At 52.5% G+C, this 16,668-nt stretch carries 12 protein-coding genes; 11 read left to right on the top strand and 1 reads right to left on the bottom strand.

Going from position 1 to position 16,668, the window contains the following annotated elements; genetic code table 11:
• Positions 1-85: 85 nt before the first annotated feature.
• Complete coding sequence (locus tag IJ22_RS00745; RefSeq protein ID WP_062406471.1) at positions 86-2,977, bottom strand: transporter substrate-binding protein; 2,892 nt, start codon at positions 2,975-2,977, stop codon at positions 86-88.
• Positions 2,978-3,491: 514 nt separating this feature from the next.
• On the opposite strand from IJ22_RS00745, the gene IJ22_RS00750 reads away from it, so the two are divergent.
• The 11 genes from IJ22_RS00750 to fmdA all read left to right on the top strand — a co-directional run bounded on the left by IJ22_RS00750 (position 3,492) and on the right by fmdA (position 16,593).
• Entirely contained in the window at positions 3,492-4,997 is a 1,506-nt protein-coding gene (locus tag IJ22_RS00750; protein WP_054817643.1) for a tubulin-like doman-containing protein, read from the top strand.
• A gap of 13 nt (positions 4,998-5,010) precedes the next feature.
• Positions 5,011-5,346: a hypothetical protein gene (locus IJ22_RS00755; RefSeq protein WP_054817644.1), complete on the top strand. Its 336-nt coding sequence runs from the start codon at positions 5,011-5,013 to the stop codon at positions 5,344-5,346.
• A gap of 97 nt (positions 5,347-5,443) precedes the next feature.
• Positions 5,444-7,093: a tubulin-like doman-containing protein gene (locus IJ22_RS00760; RefSeq protein ID WP_062406474.1), complete on the top strand. Its 1,650-nt coding sequence runs from the start codon at positions 5,444-5,446 to the stop codon at positions 7,091-7,093.
• Between the two features lie 152 nt (positions 7,094-7,245).
• Positions 7,246-8,232: a CobW family GTP-binding protein gene (locus IJ22_RS00765; RefSeq protein ID WP_054817645.1), complete on the top strand. Its 987-nt coding sequence runs from the start codon at positions 7,246-7,248 to the stop codon at positions 8,230-8,232.
• Positions 8,233-8,345: 113 nt separating this feature from the next.
• Positions 8,346-10,451 (top strand): thioredoxin domain-containing protein, encoded by a 2,106-nt coding sequence (locus IJ22_RS00770; RefSeq protein WP_062406477.1) that lies wholly within the window; start codon positions 8,346-8,348, stop codon positions 10,449-10,451.
• Between the two features lie 113 nt (positions 10,452-10,564).
• Positions 10,565-11,080 (top strand): hypothetical protein, encoded by a 516-nt coding sequence (locus tag IJ22_RS00775; RefSeq protein ID WP_054817646.1) that lies wholly within the window; start codon positions 10,565-10,567, stop codon positions 11,078-11,080.
• Entirely contained in the window at positions 11,070-11,591 is a 522-nt protein-coding gene (locus IJ22_RS00780; protein ID WP_062406479.1) for a hypothetical protein, read from the top strand. The genes IJ22_RS00775 and IJ22_RS00780 overlap by 11 nt, the downstream gene beginning before the upstream one ends.
• Positions 11,569-11,760, top strand: a complete 192-nt coding sequence (locus IJ22_RS00785; protein ID WP_062406482.1) for a CbtB domain-containing protein — start codon at positions 11,569-11,571, stop codon at positions 11,758-11,760. The genes IJ22_RS00780 and IJ22_RS00785 overlap by 23 nt, the downstream gene beginning before the upstream one ends.
• Positions 11,761-11,773: 13 nt before the next feature.
• Positions 11,774-14,110, top strand: coding sequence for an ATP-dependent protease LonB (lonB, locus tag IJ22_RS00790; RefSeq protein WP_062406485.1), 2,337 nt, complete (start codon positions 11,774-11,776; stop codon positions 14,108-14,110).
• An 80-nt stretch (positions 14,111-14,190) separates the two neighbouring features.
• Positions 14,191-15,237, top strand: coding sequence for an aliphatic amidase (locus IJ22_RS00795; protein WP_062406487.1), 1,047 nt, complete (start codon positions 14,191-14,193; stop codon positions 15,235-15,237).
• 174 nt (positions 15,238-15,411) lie between these two features.
• On the top strand, positions 15,412-16,593 hold the full coding sequence (gene fmdA, locus IJ22_RS00800) for a formamidase (protein WP_062406489.1): 1,182 nt from the start codon (positions 15,412-15,414) through the stop codon (positions 16,591-16,593).
• The last annotated feature ends 75 nt before the right edge of the window (positions 16,594-16,668 follow it).

The raw sequence follows: 16,668 nt of genomic DNA on the forward strand, positions 1-16,668 counted from the left end.
GAATAAAATGGAAATCTAATCCCTGTAAGCACCGTCCCGATGCTCTTTGTAAAGGACGGTGTTTTTTTGCAGAGCCGCAGCTTGATTATTTATCGAATTTGATATTATTTTCATCCAGTTTTCGATAAAGGGTTGTTCGGGAGATGCCCAGCTCTTTGGCGGTCCGGCTGATATTTCCTTTTCTTTGGATCAAGGCCTGGATATAAAAATTCCGTTCGAGGTCTCTTTCTCTTTGCTTGATTTCCTTGATATGTTCCAGGTTTTGAAAGGTTTCTACCGAATTCGGTTGATGAGGAAATTCGTTCTGCAGATTATGCACAATATATGAGGGCAGGTGCTCGACCGTAATGTACGCAGATCTGTCGGATAAATAGAAGGCTCTCTCCATGACGTTGTTCAGTTCCCTGATGTTACCCTGCCATTTGTACTGCGTAAGCACCTTTAATGCTTCCGGAGAAATTTCTTTAACCGGCACCCCGTTATCCACGGATAGTTCATGAATGTAATAGGATGAGAGTTCGGCGACATCCTGCAGTCGTTCGCGCAGGGGGACAAGCTCGATGGTAAAAACGTTCAATCTGTAGAACAAATCACTACGGAATGAACCGTTATAGGCAATTTCCTGATTCAAATTTTTATTGGTTGCCGCAATAATGCGGACATCGATCGGAATCGGTTTATGTCCTCCTACCCGGATCACCTCTTTCTCTTGAAGAACACGCAGCAGAGTAGCCTGAAGTTCAAAAGGCATGTCTCCTATTTCATCAAGAAATAGAGTTCCTCCGTTCGCGGCTTCAAATTTGCCGGGATTTCCCCCTTTTTTCGCCCCGGTAAAAGCCCCCTCCATATATCCGAATAGCTCGGCGTTGATAAGCTCTTTTGGAATGGCGGCGCAGTTAATAGCCACAAAGGGCTTTTCCTTTCTTGAACTTTCATTATGAATGGCGCGTGCAAACAACTCTTTGCCGGTTCCGCTTTCTCCGAGAAGCAGTACGTTCGCGTTGGTTTTGGAAGCGGATTTGGCCAATGATACGGTTCGAAGAAAATGTTCATTGGAACCGATAAGATCCTTTGTCGTCATTTTGGTTTTATCCTTTCGACCGGCGGAAGTGCGGTGGGCCAGCTGCTTAAAATAAACATAGTGACAATCGAGGCTTTTGGTGATTTCGATTTCGAATAAGCTGTCGGAGTCTTCCGTCCTCATGATATAGTTGGCCTCTTCCCGGTTGTCCGATGAGATTTCCGCCAGCGACATGTGCACAAGATCCCCTTTTCTTGCAAGCAAATCCTGTGCCGATGCATTATGGAACAGGATTTTCCCCTGTTTGAGTACGAACAAGCTTTTGGAAAGCTGACCGGATATGTCCTGCAGAATCGTGGATAAGGAAAGGTAATCGTTGTGTTTATGGGTAAGCTCGGCGCAATAGGCCGCTAAACGGGACATGCTCTCAAGCAGGAAAGGGATGGCATTCTCCTTGTTTTTATGTATAAAGACACCGAGTACCCCCATGCGGCTGGAATCTGATTTACTTTTCACGGGCAGCCCTGTGGTAATCCAATCTTGAAGTTCCTGTATTTCGTGCTCATCCGAGCATGCATAAGACAGCGTATGTCCAGTCAGGGCGAGGCCAATGCCTGATTTGTTAAGCGGATGGCGTATCCAATTGCTGCTGCCGATTTTCAGCTGCGGAACGGCTGCCGAATGCTTTGACGCTCCGTTTTGGAATACATCCAACAGAACGCCTTCGGAATCAAAAAAAGCAAAAGTAAAAGGATAGAAATGGGTAGCCTTTTTTAACTCTTTCAAAAGAAATTCATTCCGGGTTAGCCGTTTCTCCAGCATGTCCTTGGGCAGCTCGTTCGGAACGGTTTTCGTTTTCTTTTCCTCTATTTCAAAAAACGGAACGGGGGGCAGGGGGGAATCGGATTCCCACACAATTTGAAACCGGCATTTTTCATCGACCCGGCCTATTCGCGAGTTCAACCATAAATGCTGATTTTTCTCATCGACTATAATTTGGCCTTGCGGCGCTTCGAGAGCGAGACCGGATAATGAACGACGGATCGCGTCGGTGGAAACCGTCCGGGTGCTGCGCAGTGCTTTTGCCAGCAAAAAAACAGAGTTATAGGCGTTTTCCATAACGGAGCTTATCGTATCTGTACCGTAAGTGCGGCGATATTCCGCGACAAACTGTTGATTGACCGGGTTTTCAACCGTATTAAAGTAAGGGAAGCTTGAAAAAAGACCGACCGTATAGGAAGGCTGGATGGCGGTAATTTCGGTTTCGGCCGTAATGGAGCTGGCAATGTGCTGTTTTAAAGCGTATTGATGGTGCTGTTGATAAAAAGCGCCTGCACTGTTTCCAACGAGAGTCGAAAAGATGACATCCGGATTGATCCGGCGGATTTGCTGCATATGCGGACTGAATTTTTGATCGCCCAAGCCGACATATTTTTCATCCAATATGGTGCCTCCATAGCTTTGGACCAAGTTCCTGATATACCGGTTGGTTTCCCTTGGGTATATATAATCCGAACCGATTAGATAAAACGTTTTGCCCAAGTGGGTGATAATCCAGGGGATGAAGTGAAGCAGCTGTTGATTGGGAAGTGGACCGCAGTAGAAGATGTTCCGGTGTTGTTCCGCTCCTTCGTATAGGGTTGGATAAAAAAGCAGTCTATCATATTTTTCCAAAACGGGAATGACCATTTTACGGCAAGCAGAGGTATATAATCCGATAATGGCGATGACTTGGTCCGACAAGATTAATTTTTCCGCTTTTTGCGCTGCAAGGTAAGGATCGGACGCAATATCTTCAACGATAGGGACCAGCCGCTTGCCATGAATACCGCCTTGTTCATTGATTTGTCTGATCGCCAGCAAACTGGCCTGGCATTGGCCCCGCTCTGTTATGCTCGTAGGCCCTGTGAGGGAGAATAGAATGCCAACCTTTAGTTCCTTACCCTTTGTGTCCATATCTATTCACGCTCCTTTAAAAATATAAAGTGGTTTAAAGTGTGCAGATATAGTCGGAAGTGTCCATTCATTGTATTAACTGTGTATCATCATTTAGAACAACAACGGAACACTTTGTCAGTTATTATAACATAAAATTGTCCAATACATAGGTTTTTGTTTTTTATATAGGATGTAAAAAAGAAAAAACAATAAATATATAACGTTATATGTTATAAAAATTATCTCGAAATTGGCGTATTTTAAGATTTCTTTTTTTGTTTTTTTTCAAAAAAAGATTTGAAAACAAGGGATTCCAAAAAGTTTGGCATGAAAATTGCTATATAAATATACTGAAAGCCTAAATACCGGTCTTTCATTGTCGATGCCGGAGGAGGGGGACCATACTATGATCCAGTAGACGCGGCAGAACGAACACGAACTTGAAAAGGGGTGATGCATGGAGGTTGCGGGGGCTGGTGTTTATTGATCGGATGAACTCAAATTTTAAACGAAAGATTCAGGAGGAGATACCATGGAAAAACGACAAATCTCTCAAGTAGAGAAGCGGCGATTCGATGCGCTCAAGCGCGGCTTTCACCGGATTGCCAAGGAGGACTCTACTCCCGTAGCCGTACATGTCATCGGCCTGGGTAAGGCCGGCGCCGACGTCATCGGGGAGATGCTCCATGATGGCGTCGACGACTTGCTTGAAGACAGTCGTGTACGCTTTACGGCTCTGGCTGTCGACACAAGTGACGAGAACCTGGCGCCCATCCGGGAACTGGCCGGCAAGCTGCCGCAAGACCAGGTGCAGGTGCGGACATGCGCCCTGCAGGTTCCCTCCCGGGACGAACTTTTTGCCATGCTGCGCCGCTATCGGGAGTATCTGAAGCTGGAATATCCACGGTATTACTGGAATCCCAACTATGAACCCTGGCTTCCGGCGGACATCGAGATGCCCAAGCCCGGAGAGCACGTTCCGCGGGCATTGGCCAAGGCTATTTATGGACATGGCTATTACAATGAGTCACGGCCCCTGCTGGAAGAACTCAACCTCTTTGCGCAGAGCGTGGAGGCCGCCGACAGTAAATCTGTCGTGTGCGTTGTATTTGGACTGGGCGGCGGTACAGGCAGCGGTATCGTAGTGGATCTTGCCCGCCATTTGTCCAACGTCCGATTCGGACGCCGCAGCCTCGTGCTGGGTGTAGGCATTGCGCCGTGCGAAGGCGATCCCGAAGAAGTTCGCGGCAGCCAGCTCTTTCCGGCGCTCAATGAGCTGGATTGCATGCTGGATCAGGATAAGAACGAAGGGGTTATTCAGGTTTGGGGCGACCTGTATCGAAACCCCTTTACCGCCGGGTTTATTATGGTGCCGCAGCAGCCGGCTTGGGAAAGCACCGGGAATCTTCAGGCAACCCACCAGCGGGTAGACCGGGAAATCGCCAGTTTTCTTACCCGGAATAAGGGTACCGACCTCTGGGAAACGCTCCGTCTGCTCAACTGGATCGGGGCGCCGCCAACCCAACACGCGGCAGCACGCACGCAATATGGCGAGCGCTGGATACACGTGCTTGGATATGGAGATCCGGAAAAAGGGGTATCGGCCTCTCAACTGGGCCTGAAGGATAGTTACAAGGCGGATTTTCTGGAAATGCGGGTGGCTGCCCCGGAGGGTGCGAATCTGGATAGTGAACTGGCCGCTGTCGCCGGAAAGCTAAACGAAGTCTTCGCGCCTGTGAACCCGCCGGAAATGGTGCGGTCGAAGAGCAAGGGCGGCACGTTCGTTCAGTACGTGCTTCCGAGGGTCAGGAAAACGGATCTGCAGGTCTTCCATGCCGCCCGGAAAGACTACGATCAGCTGTCATGGACAGATAAGCTCATGGTTCATTCCTGGCTATTGGACCTGGGGGTGCTCCTGTGCGAGCCGGCGCTGCGGTTTGAAGGCATGGCCGGTGAGTGTCTTTGGGGCTGCGCCTGCTGGATTGTCGTGCCCTACGAAGCCATTCGGGGAGAAGAATTGCCCCAGGCCATCTTGTAAGGAGGTATCTGCCATGCCGCTAAACTGGTCGTTGGTGAAGCAAAAGTACGGCAAGGGAGCCCAGGTTCCCACCGTCGCGGGGAGGAAGACGCTGCAGGTGACGGGCGTGGACGATGAACAAATTTACATTCGAACCCCCCTGTGGACATCCGCTGTGAAGCGCAGCCACCTGGAGGAAGGCGTGAGGTTAATCGAGGAAGGCGTCATTTCAAGAGATCCGGGCCTGTTTGTTGAGGATTACCGGGTGTACATCGTGGATGACCGTGCGACCTCCGCTGCCCATATCCTTCACGACCTCGGGTTTCTCGATGAGGATACGGGCTTTACCTCCAGGAGCGCGTGGTGCTGAGACAACGAAAGCTGCCGCCCGTTCGCCAATGGACAGGAGATGCGAAATCATGAGTTTCTCAACGCTGTACCACAGGAACGAAAGGAGAGGTTAAACGATGAGTTTTTCAATGTATCACAGTGCTTCCGGTATGCAGTCCCCTCACAGCATACACGTCGTGGGAATCGGTCGAACGGGGGTAGGTTTTGTGGACGCGATGCTGCGCGAGGGGGAGGTCGAGGATCTTCTGGAGGATCCCCGCGCCCGTTTTTCGGCGCTGGCCATCGATATCGGCGAGCAGGACATGGTTCGGGCCCGGGACTATGCCCAAGGCTTTCTGGAACGCCTGGAGGAGCGCAACATTCCGCGGGATCGCGCCCGTATCCGCACGGTTTCGCTCGAGGTACCAAGCAAAGAGGAATTATTCGGCTCGCTGGCGCGCTATCCTGAATTTCTCAAGCGCGAATTTCTCCGGTATGATTGGAATCCCGACTACGAACCCTGGCTTCCGGATAACATCGAGATTCCTAAGCCCGGCGAGCATTTTCCGAGGGCATTGGCCAAAGCCATTTACGGTAAAAACTACTATGATGGTCCGCAGCTTCTTAAGCGGGAGCTGAAGGACTTCGTCCAGAGTGTGGACCAGACGCGGTTGCCGTCGATGGTGCTGGTCTGCTTTTCCATGGGAGGCGGCACCGGCAGCGGAATCGCTGTAGATTTGGCACGGCACCTCTCTACGGTTCACTTCGGCCGGCGTGTGCCTGTCATTGGCGTTGGCGTGATGCCGTGCAGCGCCGACGACGAGAAGTACCGGGGTGCGAGCCTATTCGCCACCCTTAACGAGCTCGACTGCATGATTGACGATGACAAGAATAAAGGCGTCACGCAAGTGTGGGGAGACTTGTACGCCAACCCTTTCACCGGAGGCTTCTTCGTAGCCAATATGGAGCACGTCTGGCAGCGAATCAGCCGGTATACAGACTTGGGCGTGCCGGCGGTGCGGCAAGGGCTGCGGCTGCAGGTGACCAACAAGTTTCTGGCCGACTCCTTCGTACGCTTTGCCGCTCACGACTCGGGGCGGACTTTATTCAGGGCTCTGCGTCCGTGCGGATTCACGGGGGCGCCGCACGAAACCGTCAGTTCGAAGGCCCGGAATTTTACGCTTTACAATCTAGCCAAGCTGACCCATCCCGGGGTGCAGGTACTGCCGGGTGAGCCGCTTAACAAGTGGCGTCAGATCTTATCCGACTGGCTTGACCATACGGAAGAATGGTCGGGGCTAGTGGAAGGGTTCAAGACGGATTACGCCGAGGTCCATATTCACGCGCCGCGATACGTATGGAATGAGTCCGTGGACCGAAAGCTGGCGGATACGATGAACAAGCACCTCCTCGACTCGGATGAAGCCACATTGCGGACTTTTCATCATGAATTTTTCGATCACTTGACCAGCTATCTTGACATCCTTCTGCCAGGTCTTGCGAAGACAGACCTGCGTCTGTTCTGGGAGTCCCGCAAGCGGTACGCCAATGCGGCAAGGGAGGAAAAGCTGCTTAATCACTCGTGGCTGCTGGACTTGGGCGTTCTGCTGTCGGAGCGATCCAGCCAGATGAAAGATATGGCGGGGGAGCGCCTGTGGGGCGACGACAGTTGGGTTGCCGTGCCTTACGATCAATTGCAGGGCGACGTCCTTCCGCCGGCAACCCGCAGGGAGATTCTGCAGCAGGGCATTGCGGCCATGGCCAAGACGGTGGTTCCTACCCCTTAGCCCCACAGGGAGATGTAAACCGAAACGGCTGGATACGCAGGCGGCTAACCTATGCCGCCCGCGTGTCCGGCGCTTATCCTCCATTCCGCTTGGGGAAGCGTCGTGGCGGCGGATAGAGGCAAGTTAATGAGCTAATGGAGGCGGTGGCGATAATGGTACAACAGCTATATTCACCGGAGCGGATTCCGGTTACCGTAGTGACGGGATTCCTGGGGTCGGGAAAAACAACCCTTCTCAATCATATCCTGCATGGTCGGCACGGGTACAAAGTGGCGGTTATCGTCAATGAGTTCGGTGAGATCAGCATAGATGGACAGCTGGTGGTCACCGAGGATAACGAGGAGCTGGTGGAATTTAATAACGGTTGTCTGTGTTGTACCGTTCGGGAGGACCTGGTCCGGACCCTGACGGATCTGGCCCGGCGCTCCGAACTCGATGCCGTGTTGATCGAAACGACGGGTCTGGCGGACCCCGCCCCGGTCGCTTCTGCGTTCTTTATTGTCGATGAGATCAAGTCCCGGTTTCAACTGGACTCGTTTATTACGGTAGCCGACGCAGTCAACCTGGAGCGCAATTTGGAAGACAGCGTCGAGGCCCGGGAACAGTCGGCCTTCGCCGACATCATCCTGCTGAACAAGACCGATCTGGTGCCGAAACCCCAATTAGAGCGCGTGGAACAGCGGATCCGAGCCCTTAATCCGATGGCCAGACTGTATCACACTCAATTCGCGAATATCGAACTCGACAAGATTCTCGGGGTCAGCGCCTTCGAGTTGGCCGCCAAGCTGGAGGTCGATCCCGCGTTTTTGGACGATGTGGAACACGAGCACGACGATGAAGTGGCGTCTTTTGTTCTGCGGACGGACCGTCCCGTCGATATGAACCGGTTCATGGAATGGTTCAACGGGGTTCTTCTGGAACACGGCGAGGATGTCTATCGTACAAAAGGCATCTTCCGGGCCCGGGGATATTCGGAGCGGCTGGTCTTCCAGAGTGTGCGTATGCTGACGTCTCTGCGCCGGGAAGAGAACCGGGAGCCGGAAGAACCCCGGCATAGCGAGTACGTGGTCATCGGGCGCAATCTGGACCGGGATAAGTTTATGCAGGGCTTTGCCCAATGCGTTGTGTCCAGCGAATGAAGGACCGCTGTCCGGATCGATAAGCTCCGTCTTCGCTTTGGTGGAAGACATGGCTCTTTTGGCAAGCGGGTGCCGGAATATAAGAAAAGCGTTCAGGGAGGTGGCAGACCAAGATGGCTCAAGACAGCCGCAAACACCGGTACACGAACCCCTTGATTCGTGAAAAAAGCCCGTATCTGCTGCAGCATGCGCATAACCCCGTAGATTGGTATCCATGGGGGGAAGAGGCCTTTGAGAAGGCGAAGGATGAGGATCGGCCCGTTTTCCTCAGCATCGGGTACAGTACGTGCCACTGGTGTCACGTGATGGAGCGGGAGTCCTTCGAAGACCCGGAGGTGGCGGAGCTGCTCAACCGCCATTTCGTGTCGATCAAAGTGGACCGGGAGGAACGGCCGGACGTGGACCATCTCTATATGAGAGTATGCCAGGGGATGACCGGGCAGGGAGGCTGGCCTTTGACCGTGTTCATGACCCCGGAGAAGGAACCTTTTTTCAGCGGGACCTATTTTCCGAAACAGAGCCGGCACGGGCGGCATGGGTTAATGGATCTGCTGCAGAGGACGGCCGACCTGTGGAAGACCGATCGGGATCGCCTGCGGCAGACCGGTCGTGACGTTGTGCGCAAGCTGACCACGGGGATGCATCCGGCGGCTCGCGGAGAGGTAAACACCGGGGCGATGGCTTTGGCCTTCGATTACGTTCGTTCTAGGTATGACGAGACTTACGGCGGGTTCGGCGGGGCGCCGAAATTTCCGCGTCCCCACGAGTTGATGTTTCTGCTCCGGTTTTACGCCAGAACCGGGCGTGAGGATGCATTGAACATGGTGGAGGGCAATCTGCGGGGAATGTGGCGGGGAGGCATTTATGACCATCTGGGCTACGGATTTTCCCGTTACGCCACCGACAAGCTGTGGCTGATCCCGCATTTTGAGAAGATGCTCTATGATAACGCCCTATTGGCGCTGGCCTATTTGGAAGGGTATCAGGCGGCAGGAACGTCCCGTTGGGCTCAGGTAGCACAGGAGATTTTCAGCTATGTGCTGCGGGACATGACGAGCCCGGAAGGAGGGTTTTATTCGGCGGAGGATGCCGATACAGAGGGCAAGGAGGGCCAGTTTTATGTTTGGACGCCGGATGATATCTGCCGCGTGCTGGGAGAGGAGGCGGGCCGGATGGCCTGCCGGTATTACGGCGTGACCGAGGAGGGGAATTTTGAGCGCGGCACTTCGGTGCTTCACACGATCGACACGGATTCGGAGGCGGTGGCGCGGGAATTCGGGCTGGCGCCGGAAGTCCTGGAGGAGCGGATGGAACAAGCGCGGCGGAAGCTGTGGGAGGCACGCGAGGGGCGGGAGCGCCCGCACAAGGACGACAAAATCCTCACGGCCTGGAACGGATTGATGATCGCCGCCTTTTCGCGGGGGTACCGGGTGTTGGGCGATCCCCGGTATCTGTCGGCGGCTTGCCGTGCGGCCTCGTGGCTGTGGAAGGCGATGCGTCGGAACGACGGTCGACTGTTGGCCCGGTATCGGGACGGCGATGCAGGGATTCCCGGCTATTTGGACGACTATGCCTTTTATATCTGGGGGCTTCTTGAGCTTTATCAGGCGTCCGGGGAGGTGGAATGGGTTGTAAAGGCGGAGGAGCTGGCGGAAGATGTCTGGGGGCTTTTCTGGGATGACGAGAGCGGCGGTTGTTTTCTGACCGGTTCGGACGCGGAGTCTCTTTGGGCCCGGCCGAAGGTAAGTCATGACGGGATGATGCCGTCCGGCAACGCTGTCTTTGCAATGGATATGTTGTGGCTCGCCCGGATGACCGGGAATACGCGGTGGGAAGAGAGGGCGGATGCGCAATTGAAGGCCTTGGCCGGGGAGGTGGAACGGTTCCCCGCAGCTCACACCTTTCTCTTATCGGCTTGGGATATCGCTCTCGGGCCATCCCAGGAGGTCGTGGTGGTCGGCGAGCGGGAAGATCCGGAGCAAGAGAGGCTGCTGGCAGAGGTGCGTTCGCTGTTTTTGCCCCGGGCCGTGTGGATTGCAAAGCCCGCGGACGCGGAGGGCGAGCGCATGGCGGAGGCCATCCCCTGGTTAAAGGAGTACCGGCTGCAAAACGGGCGAACGACCGTTTATCTTTGCCGGGGGTTTGCCTGCGAGCAGCCTGTGGGCGCCGACCAAGCTGCAGCCAGACTCCGGGAGATCGCTTGCGAGCGTGTTGAATGAGAAAGCTGCATAACGGGGGATCAGGCGCAAATGTTGAACGGTTCCGCCACTGTAATGGGCTAGTTCTCTTTCTAATGATGTCACTCAAATCATGACTTTAGGGGCTGAGGCGGATGAAAAAAGGCTTAATAGTGGGATGCCTGGCGGTGCTGGCGGTTGGAATGATTTCCTTATCATCGGCATTTGCAGAGCAGGAAGTCAATGTAGAAGTGAAAAATGGACCGGCGGGAGCGGTTCGTCCGGATTTGGATAATGCCACAGTAGAACTGAGCATACCGGCCATTCGGGACGGTTCAGCGCATATTCGCCTGCGGAGTCCGGAGAAGAAGTTTGTCTCAACCGATTTTCCTTGGGTGGAAGGGACGGAATTAATCGATTCTACGGTGGCCATCCGGGATGGAAAGGCGTCGTTTCAATATATGTTTCCGATTCGCGGGGAGTATCCTTTATCGGTCGAATGGTTCGATGAGAACGGTCATCCTGAAGGCAGTCGTCAATTTGCCGTCACCATTGAGGAAAATCCCAAAGAGGTTCAAAATGCTTTGATCTTCATGGCGATGTTAGCATTCTTCGGATTGCTCGCCGGTTTTGGACTATCGAGAAGAAGGAGGGGTATCCATGCGGCGTAGGCATTGGTTCGGTTTGAGTTCCGTTTTATTGATGATGCTCATGTCTGCAACCGTCCTCGCCCATGAATCCCAAGAGACACATGCGAGCGAGCATCATGCCCGGGTCGGTCAACTCTTTTATTTGGAAGGCACCTTTGATCATATCGGCAGTGACCCCGTTGAAGTTCGTTTTCAGGCCGTCAAACTCGAAGATGGGGCGCACATCCTGTCTCTCCAAAATCGCTCGAATGATGGCAGCTATAAATTCGGGATGCAATTTTTCGACGGCACCGAACATGAAATAACCGTTCAGGCGATCCATCCGGCGAATGGTTCCGTGCTGGCTGAAAAGAAAACAACCGTGGGAGTGGAGGCGTTTCATCCTCCGATGTCGGTCAAAATCAAAACCATGATTTTTCTGCTGGCGACGATTGCCATCGGGATGGCAGCGGGTGTAGGCTTATCCGCCATATGGAAAGCCCAACGTTTATCCAAAGGAGGGGATTCCCATGTCACAGAGCTACACGCATGAAAAGAAGCATGCCTTCGAAAAGGTATTTTTGTCCCTTCCGGCACAATTGACCGCCGTTGCCTTCTTGGCCGGGATGGTGCTTTATACCGCACTCTTATCCGGATATGCTCCCGTCCATGATGCGCTCCATGAATTGCGGCATGCGTTAATGTTTATTCCCTGCCATTAAGGTGGTTTTACCCGTGGGCGATTTCGTCAATCATCTGTTTGCTGCTGTCATGGACCGATTTGCTAAAGCACGAAAAGTCGCGCAGCTGGAACATACCATTTCATCATTCATCCGTTATCAGGAAAAACGGGGCCAATTGTACCAAACGCTGCGCCATTTTGCCAATGATCCGCGCTGGGTGCTTCGTTATGTTGTGGGGAGGGAAATCGGCCGTTTTCTGGATGATGAAGCGGAAGAAGTGATCCGGATCTGGATGCGGCTTGCGGCGGATAAACACCTTTATGTAAGAGAGGCAACGGCAAAGGGAATGGTCTCGGCTATGGAGGCAGATTTTGATCGGGTGTGGCGTTTTTGGGAAAGCGCCTTTCACGATGATTCGGCTGAAGTCCGCCAGACGGCCGCCATGACGTTAATCCCTTTGTTGCAAAATCCTGTTTTGCGCAAGCGGCTGCTGCCGTTGGTCAAACCCATGGGCAGGGATGCTTCGCCGAAAGTAAAAGCCTTGTTCGAACGCTATCTCTCTCCTCATTTACTCGAAGAGGAACCGTTCCCTGTACCCGCCATGGATTTCAAGACAACTGCCGATCTCCCCGTTGCCAGCCGTTTGATCGATCAAGTGGTTGGCCAGGATGAAGCCGTAGCCATCATTCGGCTGGCGGCACGGCAAAAACGGTCGGTTTTGCTCATCGGCGAACCCGGAACGGGTAAAAGTATGCTGGGGCAGGCGATGGCTGAGCTTTTGCCGGCCTCCAACTTAGAGGACATCATCGTGGAGGCAAGGGGAAAAGCGAACAACATGCCCAAGGTAAGGGTCTTGTCGGCGGGACATGGAGAAGCGGTAGTCAGGCAGCGGGAACGGGAATTTCGGACGAATGTTTCTTCTCTGCGCTGGATATTAGGCTTTGCCGGGGCCGTTACGTTGATTGTGGGTGCCTTTTATGCTTATACCAGGGAAAATCCCGTCTACATCATGGGCAGCCTGATTCTGACGGTCATGATCGTTTGGTTTGCAAAATCGCTGAAGGCTAAGCCTTCGGAGCAAATTCCCAACTATCTGGTGAATAACTCCGGCAAGGTTAAAGCGCCATTTATCGATGCAACGGGACTGCATGCAGGAGCGCTGCTTGGAGATGTTCGCCATGACCCGTATCAATCCGGCGGCTTGGAATCCAAGCCCCATCACTTGGTTGAGCCTGGAGCCATTCATCTTGCCCATAAAGGTGTGCTGTTCATCGATGAGGTCGCGATGCTCTCGTTAGAATCGCAGCAGGCTTTGCTTACGGCGTTTCAGGAAAAGAAGCTGGCCATTACCGGGCGTTCCCCCGGTTCCAGCGGAACCATGGTTCGCACGGAGCCCGTTCCCAGTGATTTTGTGATGGTGATTGCCGGAAATGTGCCTGATGTCGACAAGATCCATCCCGCATTGCGGTCAAGAATCCGCGGTTATGGGTACGAGGTCTATATGAATGAGACGATGTCGGATACGGAGGAGAACCGGTATAAGCTGGCTTTGTTTGTCGCCCAGGAAATTCGAAGGGATGGCAAAATTCCGCATTTTACACGGGAGGCCGTCGAGGCCGTGATCGAGTGTGCGAGGCGAATAGCGGAATGTCCCGACCGTTTGTCCACCCGATTCCGTGAATTGGGCGGGCGGATCCGTTCGGCCGGGGATTTGGCCGTACAGTCAGGAGCAGCGCTTGTGCTTGCGGAACATGTGAAGAGAGCCGGACATTTTTCCCGCTCTATTGAAGAACAGAGGGTATGGCGTGAACGAAACGGATTAAAGCCTTTGCTTCGTCAGCCATCCCCGGGCAAGATCAAAGTCCTGTCGAATTATAAGGAAACCGCCGGTCAAATCATACAGATCTGGACTGCCGTTGTTCCCGCTGCAGAAGTCGAAATCAGAGTACCTCAAATGGAGTCTGGGGAATGGAATGTGCTGCCTATAGAAGCAGCCTTGAATCGTTATTGCTTATCGGGCCGGTATTATTTTGAAACCGAGGGTGCGGCAGCCGGCGAAAGGACGGAGGACTTTACCCTGGCCATGGCCCTATCGGCGTTGTCGGCTAAACACGGGGTTTTCATACCCGAGGATATAGCGGTATGCGGAAGTTTGAATGTCGCGGGAATGGTCGGAGAATGCGCCTTTTTTGGTCGGAAAATGCTGACCGCCAAGCATGGAGGCATTCGCACGATACTTGCCCCGCTTGCCAACAAGCATATCGAGGTTCCTCCGACGATTCATGTGGTGTGGGTACAGTCGCTTGATGAAGCATGGAATGCCGTTCAGCTTCTTACCCGAACAAAACTTGAACGGGACAGCTTTTCCTTTGAAGAGCTTTTGAAATGAAAAAAAAGTTTTTGCATGCATGAGCTGTTCCTTAAAGCAGGTCCCAATTAAATTTCAAACGATGAGAGGGGTTTTTCAGTATGAGACATGGGGATATTTCCAGCAGTCATGACACAGTAGGGGTAGCGGTTGTGAATTACAAAATGCCGCGTTTGCATACCCGATCTGAGGTATTGGAGAATTGCAAGAAAATCGCAGAAATGATCGTTGGTATGAAGCAGGGCTTGCCCGGTATGGATCTTGTCATTTTTCCGGAATACAGCACGCATGGCATTATGTATGACGAGAAAGAAATGTATGAAACGGCATCGATGATTCCCGGCGAAGAAACGGCAATCTTTGCGGAAGCTTGCAGAAAAGCCAATGTATGGGGAGTGTTCTCATTAACAGGAGAAAGACACGAAGAGCATCCGAATAAAAGACCGTACAATACACTTATTCTTATGAACAACAAGGGAGAGATTGTCCAAAAGTATAGAAAAATTATACCGTGGACTCCGATCGAGGGCTGGTACCCTGGAGATAAGACCTATGTAAGCGAGGGACCTAAAGGGCTTAAGGTCAGTTTAATTGTTTGCGATGATGGAAATTATCCGGAAATTTGGCGTGATTGTGCCGTAAAGGGAGCGGAACTCATCGTAAGATGCCAGGGATATATGTATCCTGCCAAAGAACAACAAATTTTGATCGCCAAGTCCATGGCTTGGGCTAACAACACCTATGTAGCCGTAGCCAATGCTTCCGGATTTGATGGAGTATATTCTTATTTTGGCCATTCATCGATCATTGGCTTTGACGGCCGTACGCTGGGAGAGTGCGGTACCGAAGAAAATGGTATTCAATATGCAGAGATCTCGATGTCCCAGATCCGGGATTTCAGGAAAACGGCTCAATCTCAAAACCATCTCTTTAAACTTCTGCACAGAGGATATACAGGGATCATTCATTCCGGAGAAGGAGACAAAGGGGTTGCGGAATGCCCGTTCGAATTCTATAAAACATGGGTATCCGACCCTGTAAAAGCCCGTGAACAAGTAGAAGCGATCACTAGATCAACCATTGGAACCGAAGAATGTCCAATCGAAGGACTTCCTAACGAAAAAACAAATTTGATTGGACAGAAATAATATCTCCGTCATTCTCTATATATAGTTTGAGGGGCGAGAATGTCGGAAAGGCAAGAGGGGCTTGTATGAGTTGATCGATATAAGGGGCAGACGAACTTTTCATTTCGACCTGCCCCTTTTTGATCATGGTATCGTTCCCTTTCATTGACTTCATTCGTTAAGGAGGAGATTTGAATGGCTGATGTATTGTTTCGTGTAGATTTAAACAAACCGATGGAGGAGCAGGAGACTCCCGGGCATAACCGCTGGCATCCCGATATCCCGGCCACCGTGTCAGTCAATCCGGGAACGGAATTTCGTATGGAGTGCAAAGACTGGACGGATGGTCAAATTCAGAACAACGACGATCCGTCTGATATTCGGGATGTGAATTTGCATCGCGTACACGTGTTAAGCGGACCGGTCTGGGTCAACGGTGCGGAGCCGGGAGATTTGCTTGTTGTGGACATTCTGGATATAGGTACCTTTGCGGAGTCGCAATGGGGATTTAACGGCATTTTTGCCAAGCAAAACGGCGGCGGGTTTCTGACGGATCATTACCCTGATGCGGCAAAATCGATATGGGATTTCCACGGGATTTACGCTACCTCCCGCCATATACCGGGCGTTAAGTTTGCCGGAATTTTACATCCCGGATTAATCGGAACCGCCCCTTCCCATGCCTTGCTGGATAAATGGAACAAACGGGAAAAGGAGCTTGTTGCTAAGAATCCTGACCGAGTGCCCGGATTAGCTAACCTGCCTTCACCGGATAGCGCTGTACTCGGCTCGCTGAAGGGGGAGAAATTCAACCGGATTGCCCGGGAAGCGGCGCGTACGGTTCCGCCTCGGGAGCATGGCGGCAACTGTGACATTAAAAATCTGTCCAAGGGCACGCGAATTTATTTCCCCGTCTTCGTTGACGGTGCCAAGCTTTCACTAGGCGATCTTCATTTTTCACAAGGGGATGGTGAGATCTCCTTCTGCGGCGGCATCGAAATGGCCGGTTGGGTGGATCTCCATGTCGATCTCATCAAAGGAGGGATGGCCAAATACAATATCATCGAAAATCCCGTATTTAAGCCTGGGCCGGTTGATCCTCATTACTCGGAGTTTCTCGTATTTGAGGGCATTTCCGTCCATGAGACAACGGGGGAGCAGCATTACCTTGACGCCCACATCGCGTACCGCCGAGCGTGCTTGAACGCTATCGACTATCTGAAAACGACAATGGGCTTAACCGGCGAACAAGCTTACATGCTGCTCAGTACGGCCCCGGTTGAAGGCCGGATCAGCGGTATCGTCGATGTTCCGAATGCCTGCTGCACCCTTTGGATACCGACCTCCATCTTTGACAGGGATATTCTCCCCAGTTAGTAAGGTTGTAGGAGGAAAGCAAAACCAATCGTGAATGCGCGGGGCACCATCCGATGGGTAGCCCCTTGGCTCCAC

The sequence above is a fragment of the Paenibacillus naphthalenovorans genome, assembly GCF_001465255.1.
In the GTDB taxonomy this organism is placed as follows: domain Bacteria; phylum Bacillota; class Bacilli; order Paenibacillales; family NBRC-103111; genus Paenibacillus_G; species Paenibacillus_G naphthalenovorans.

Coding starts and splice junctions, on each gene's coding strand:
- IJ22_RS00745 (WP_062406471.1), bottom strand. CDS start 2,977: ATGGACACAAAGGGTAAGGAACTAAAGGTTGGCATTCTATTCTCCCTC.
- IJ22_RS00750 (WP_054817643.1), top strand. CDS start 3,492: ATGGAAAAACGACAAATCTCTCAAGTAGAGAAGCGGCGATTCGATGCG.
- IJ22_RS00755 (WP_054817644.1), top strand. CDS start 5,011: ATGCCGCTAAACTGGTCGTTGGTGAAGCAAAAGTACGGCAAGGGAGCC.
- IJ22_RS00760 (WP_062406474.1), top strand. CDS start 5,444: ATGAGTTTTTCAATGTATCACAGTGCTTCCGGTATGCAGTCCCCTCAC.
- IJ22_RS00765 (WP_054817645.1), top strand. CDS start 7,246: ATGGTACAACAGCTATATTCACCGGAGCGGATTCCGGTTACCGTAGTG.
- IJ22_RS00770 (WP_062406477.1), top strand. CDS start 8,346: ATGGCTCAAGACAGCCGCAAACACCGGTACACGAACCCCTTGATTCGT.
- IJ22_RS00775 (WP_054817646.1), top strand. CDS start 10,565: ATGAAAAAAGGCTTAATAGTGGGATGCCTGGCGGTGCTGGCGGTTGGA.
- IJ22_RS00780 (WP_062406479.1), top strand. CDS start 11,070: ATGCGGCGTAGGCATTGGTTCGGTTTGAGTTCCGTTTTATTGATGATG.
- IJ22_RS00785 (WP_062406482.1), top strand. CDS start 11,569: ATGTCACAGAGCTACACGCATGAAAAGAAGCATGCCTTCGAAAAGGTA.
- IJ22_RS00795 (WP_062406487.1), top strand. CDS start 14,191: ATGAGACATGGGGATATTTCCAGCAGTCATGACACAGTAGGGGTAGCG.
- fmdA (WP_062406489.1), top strand. CDS start 15,412: ATGGCTGATGTATTGTTTCGTGTAGATTTAAACAAACCGATGGAGGAG.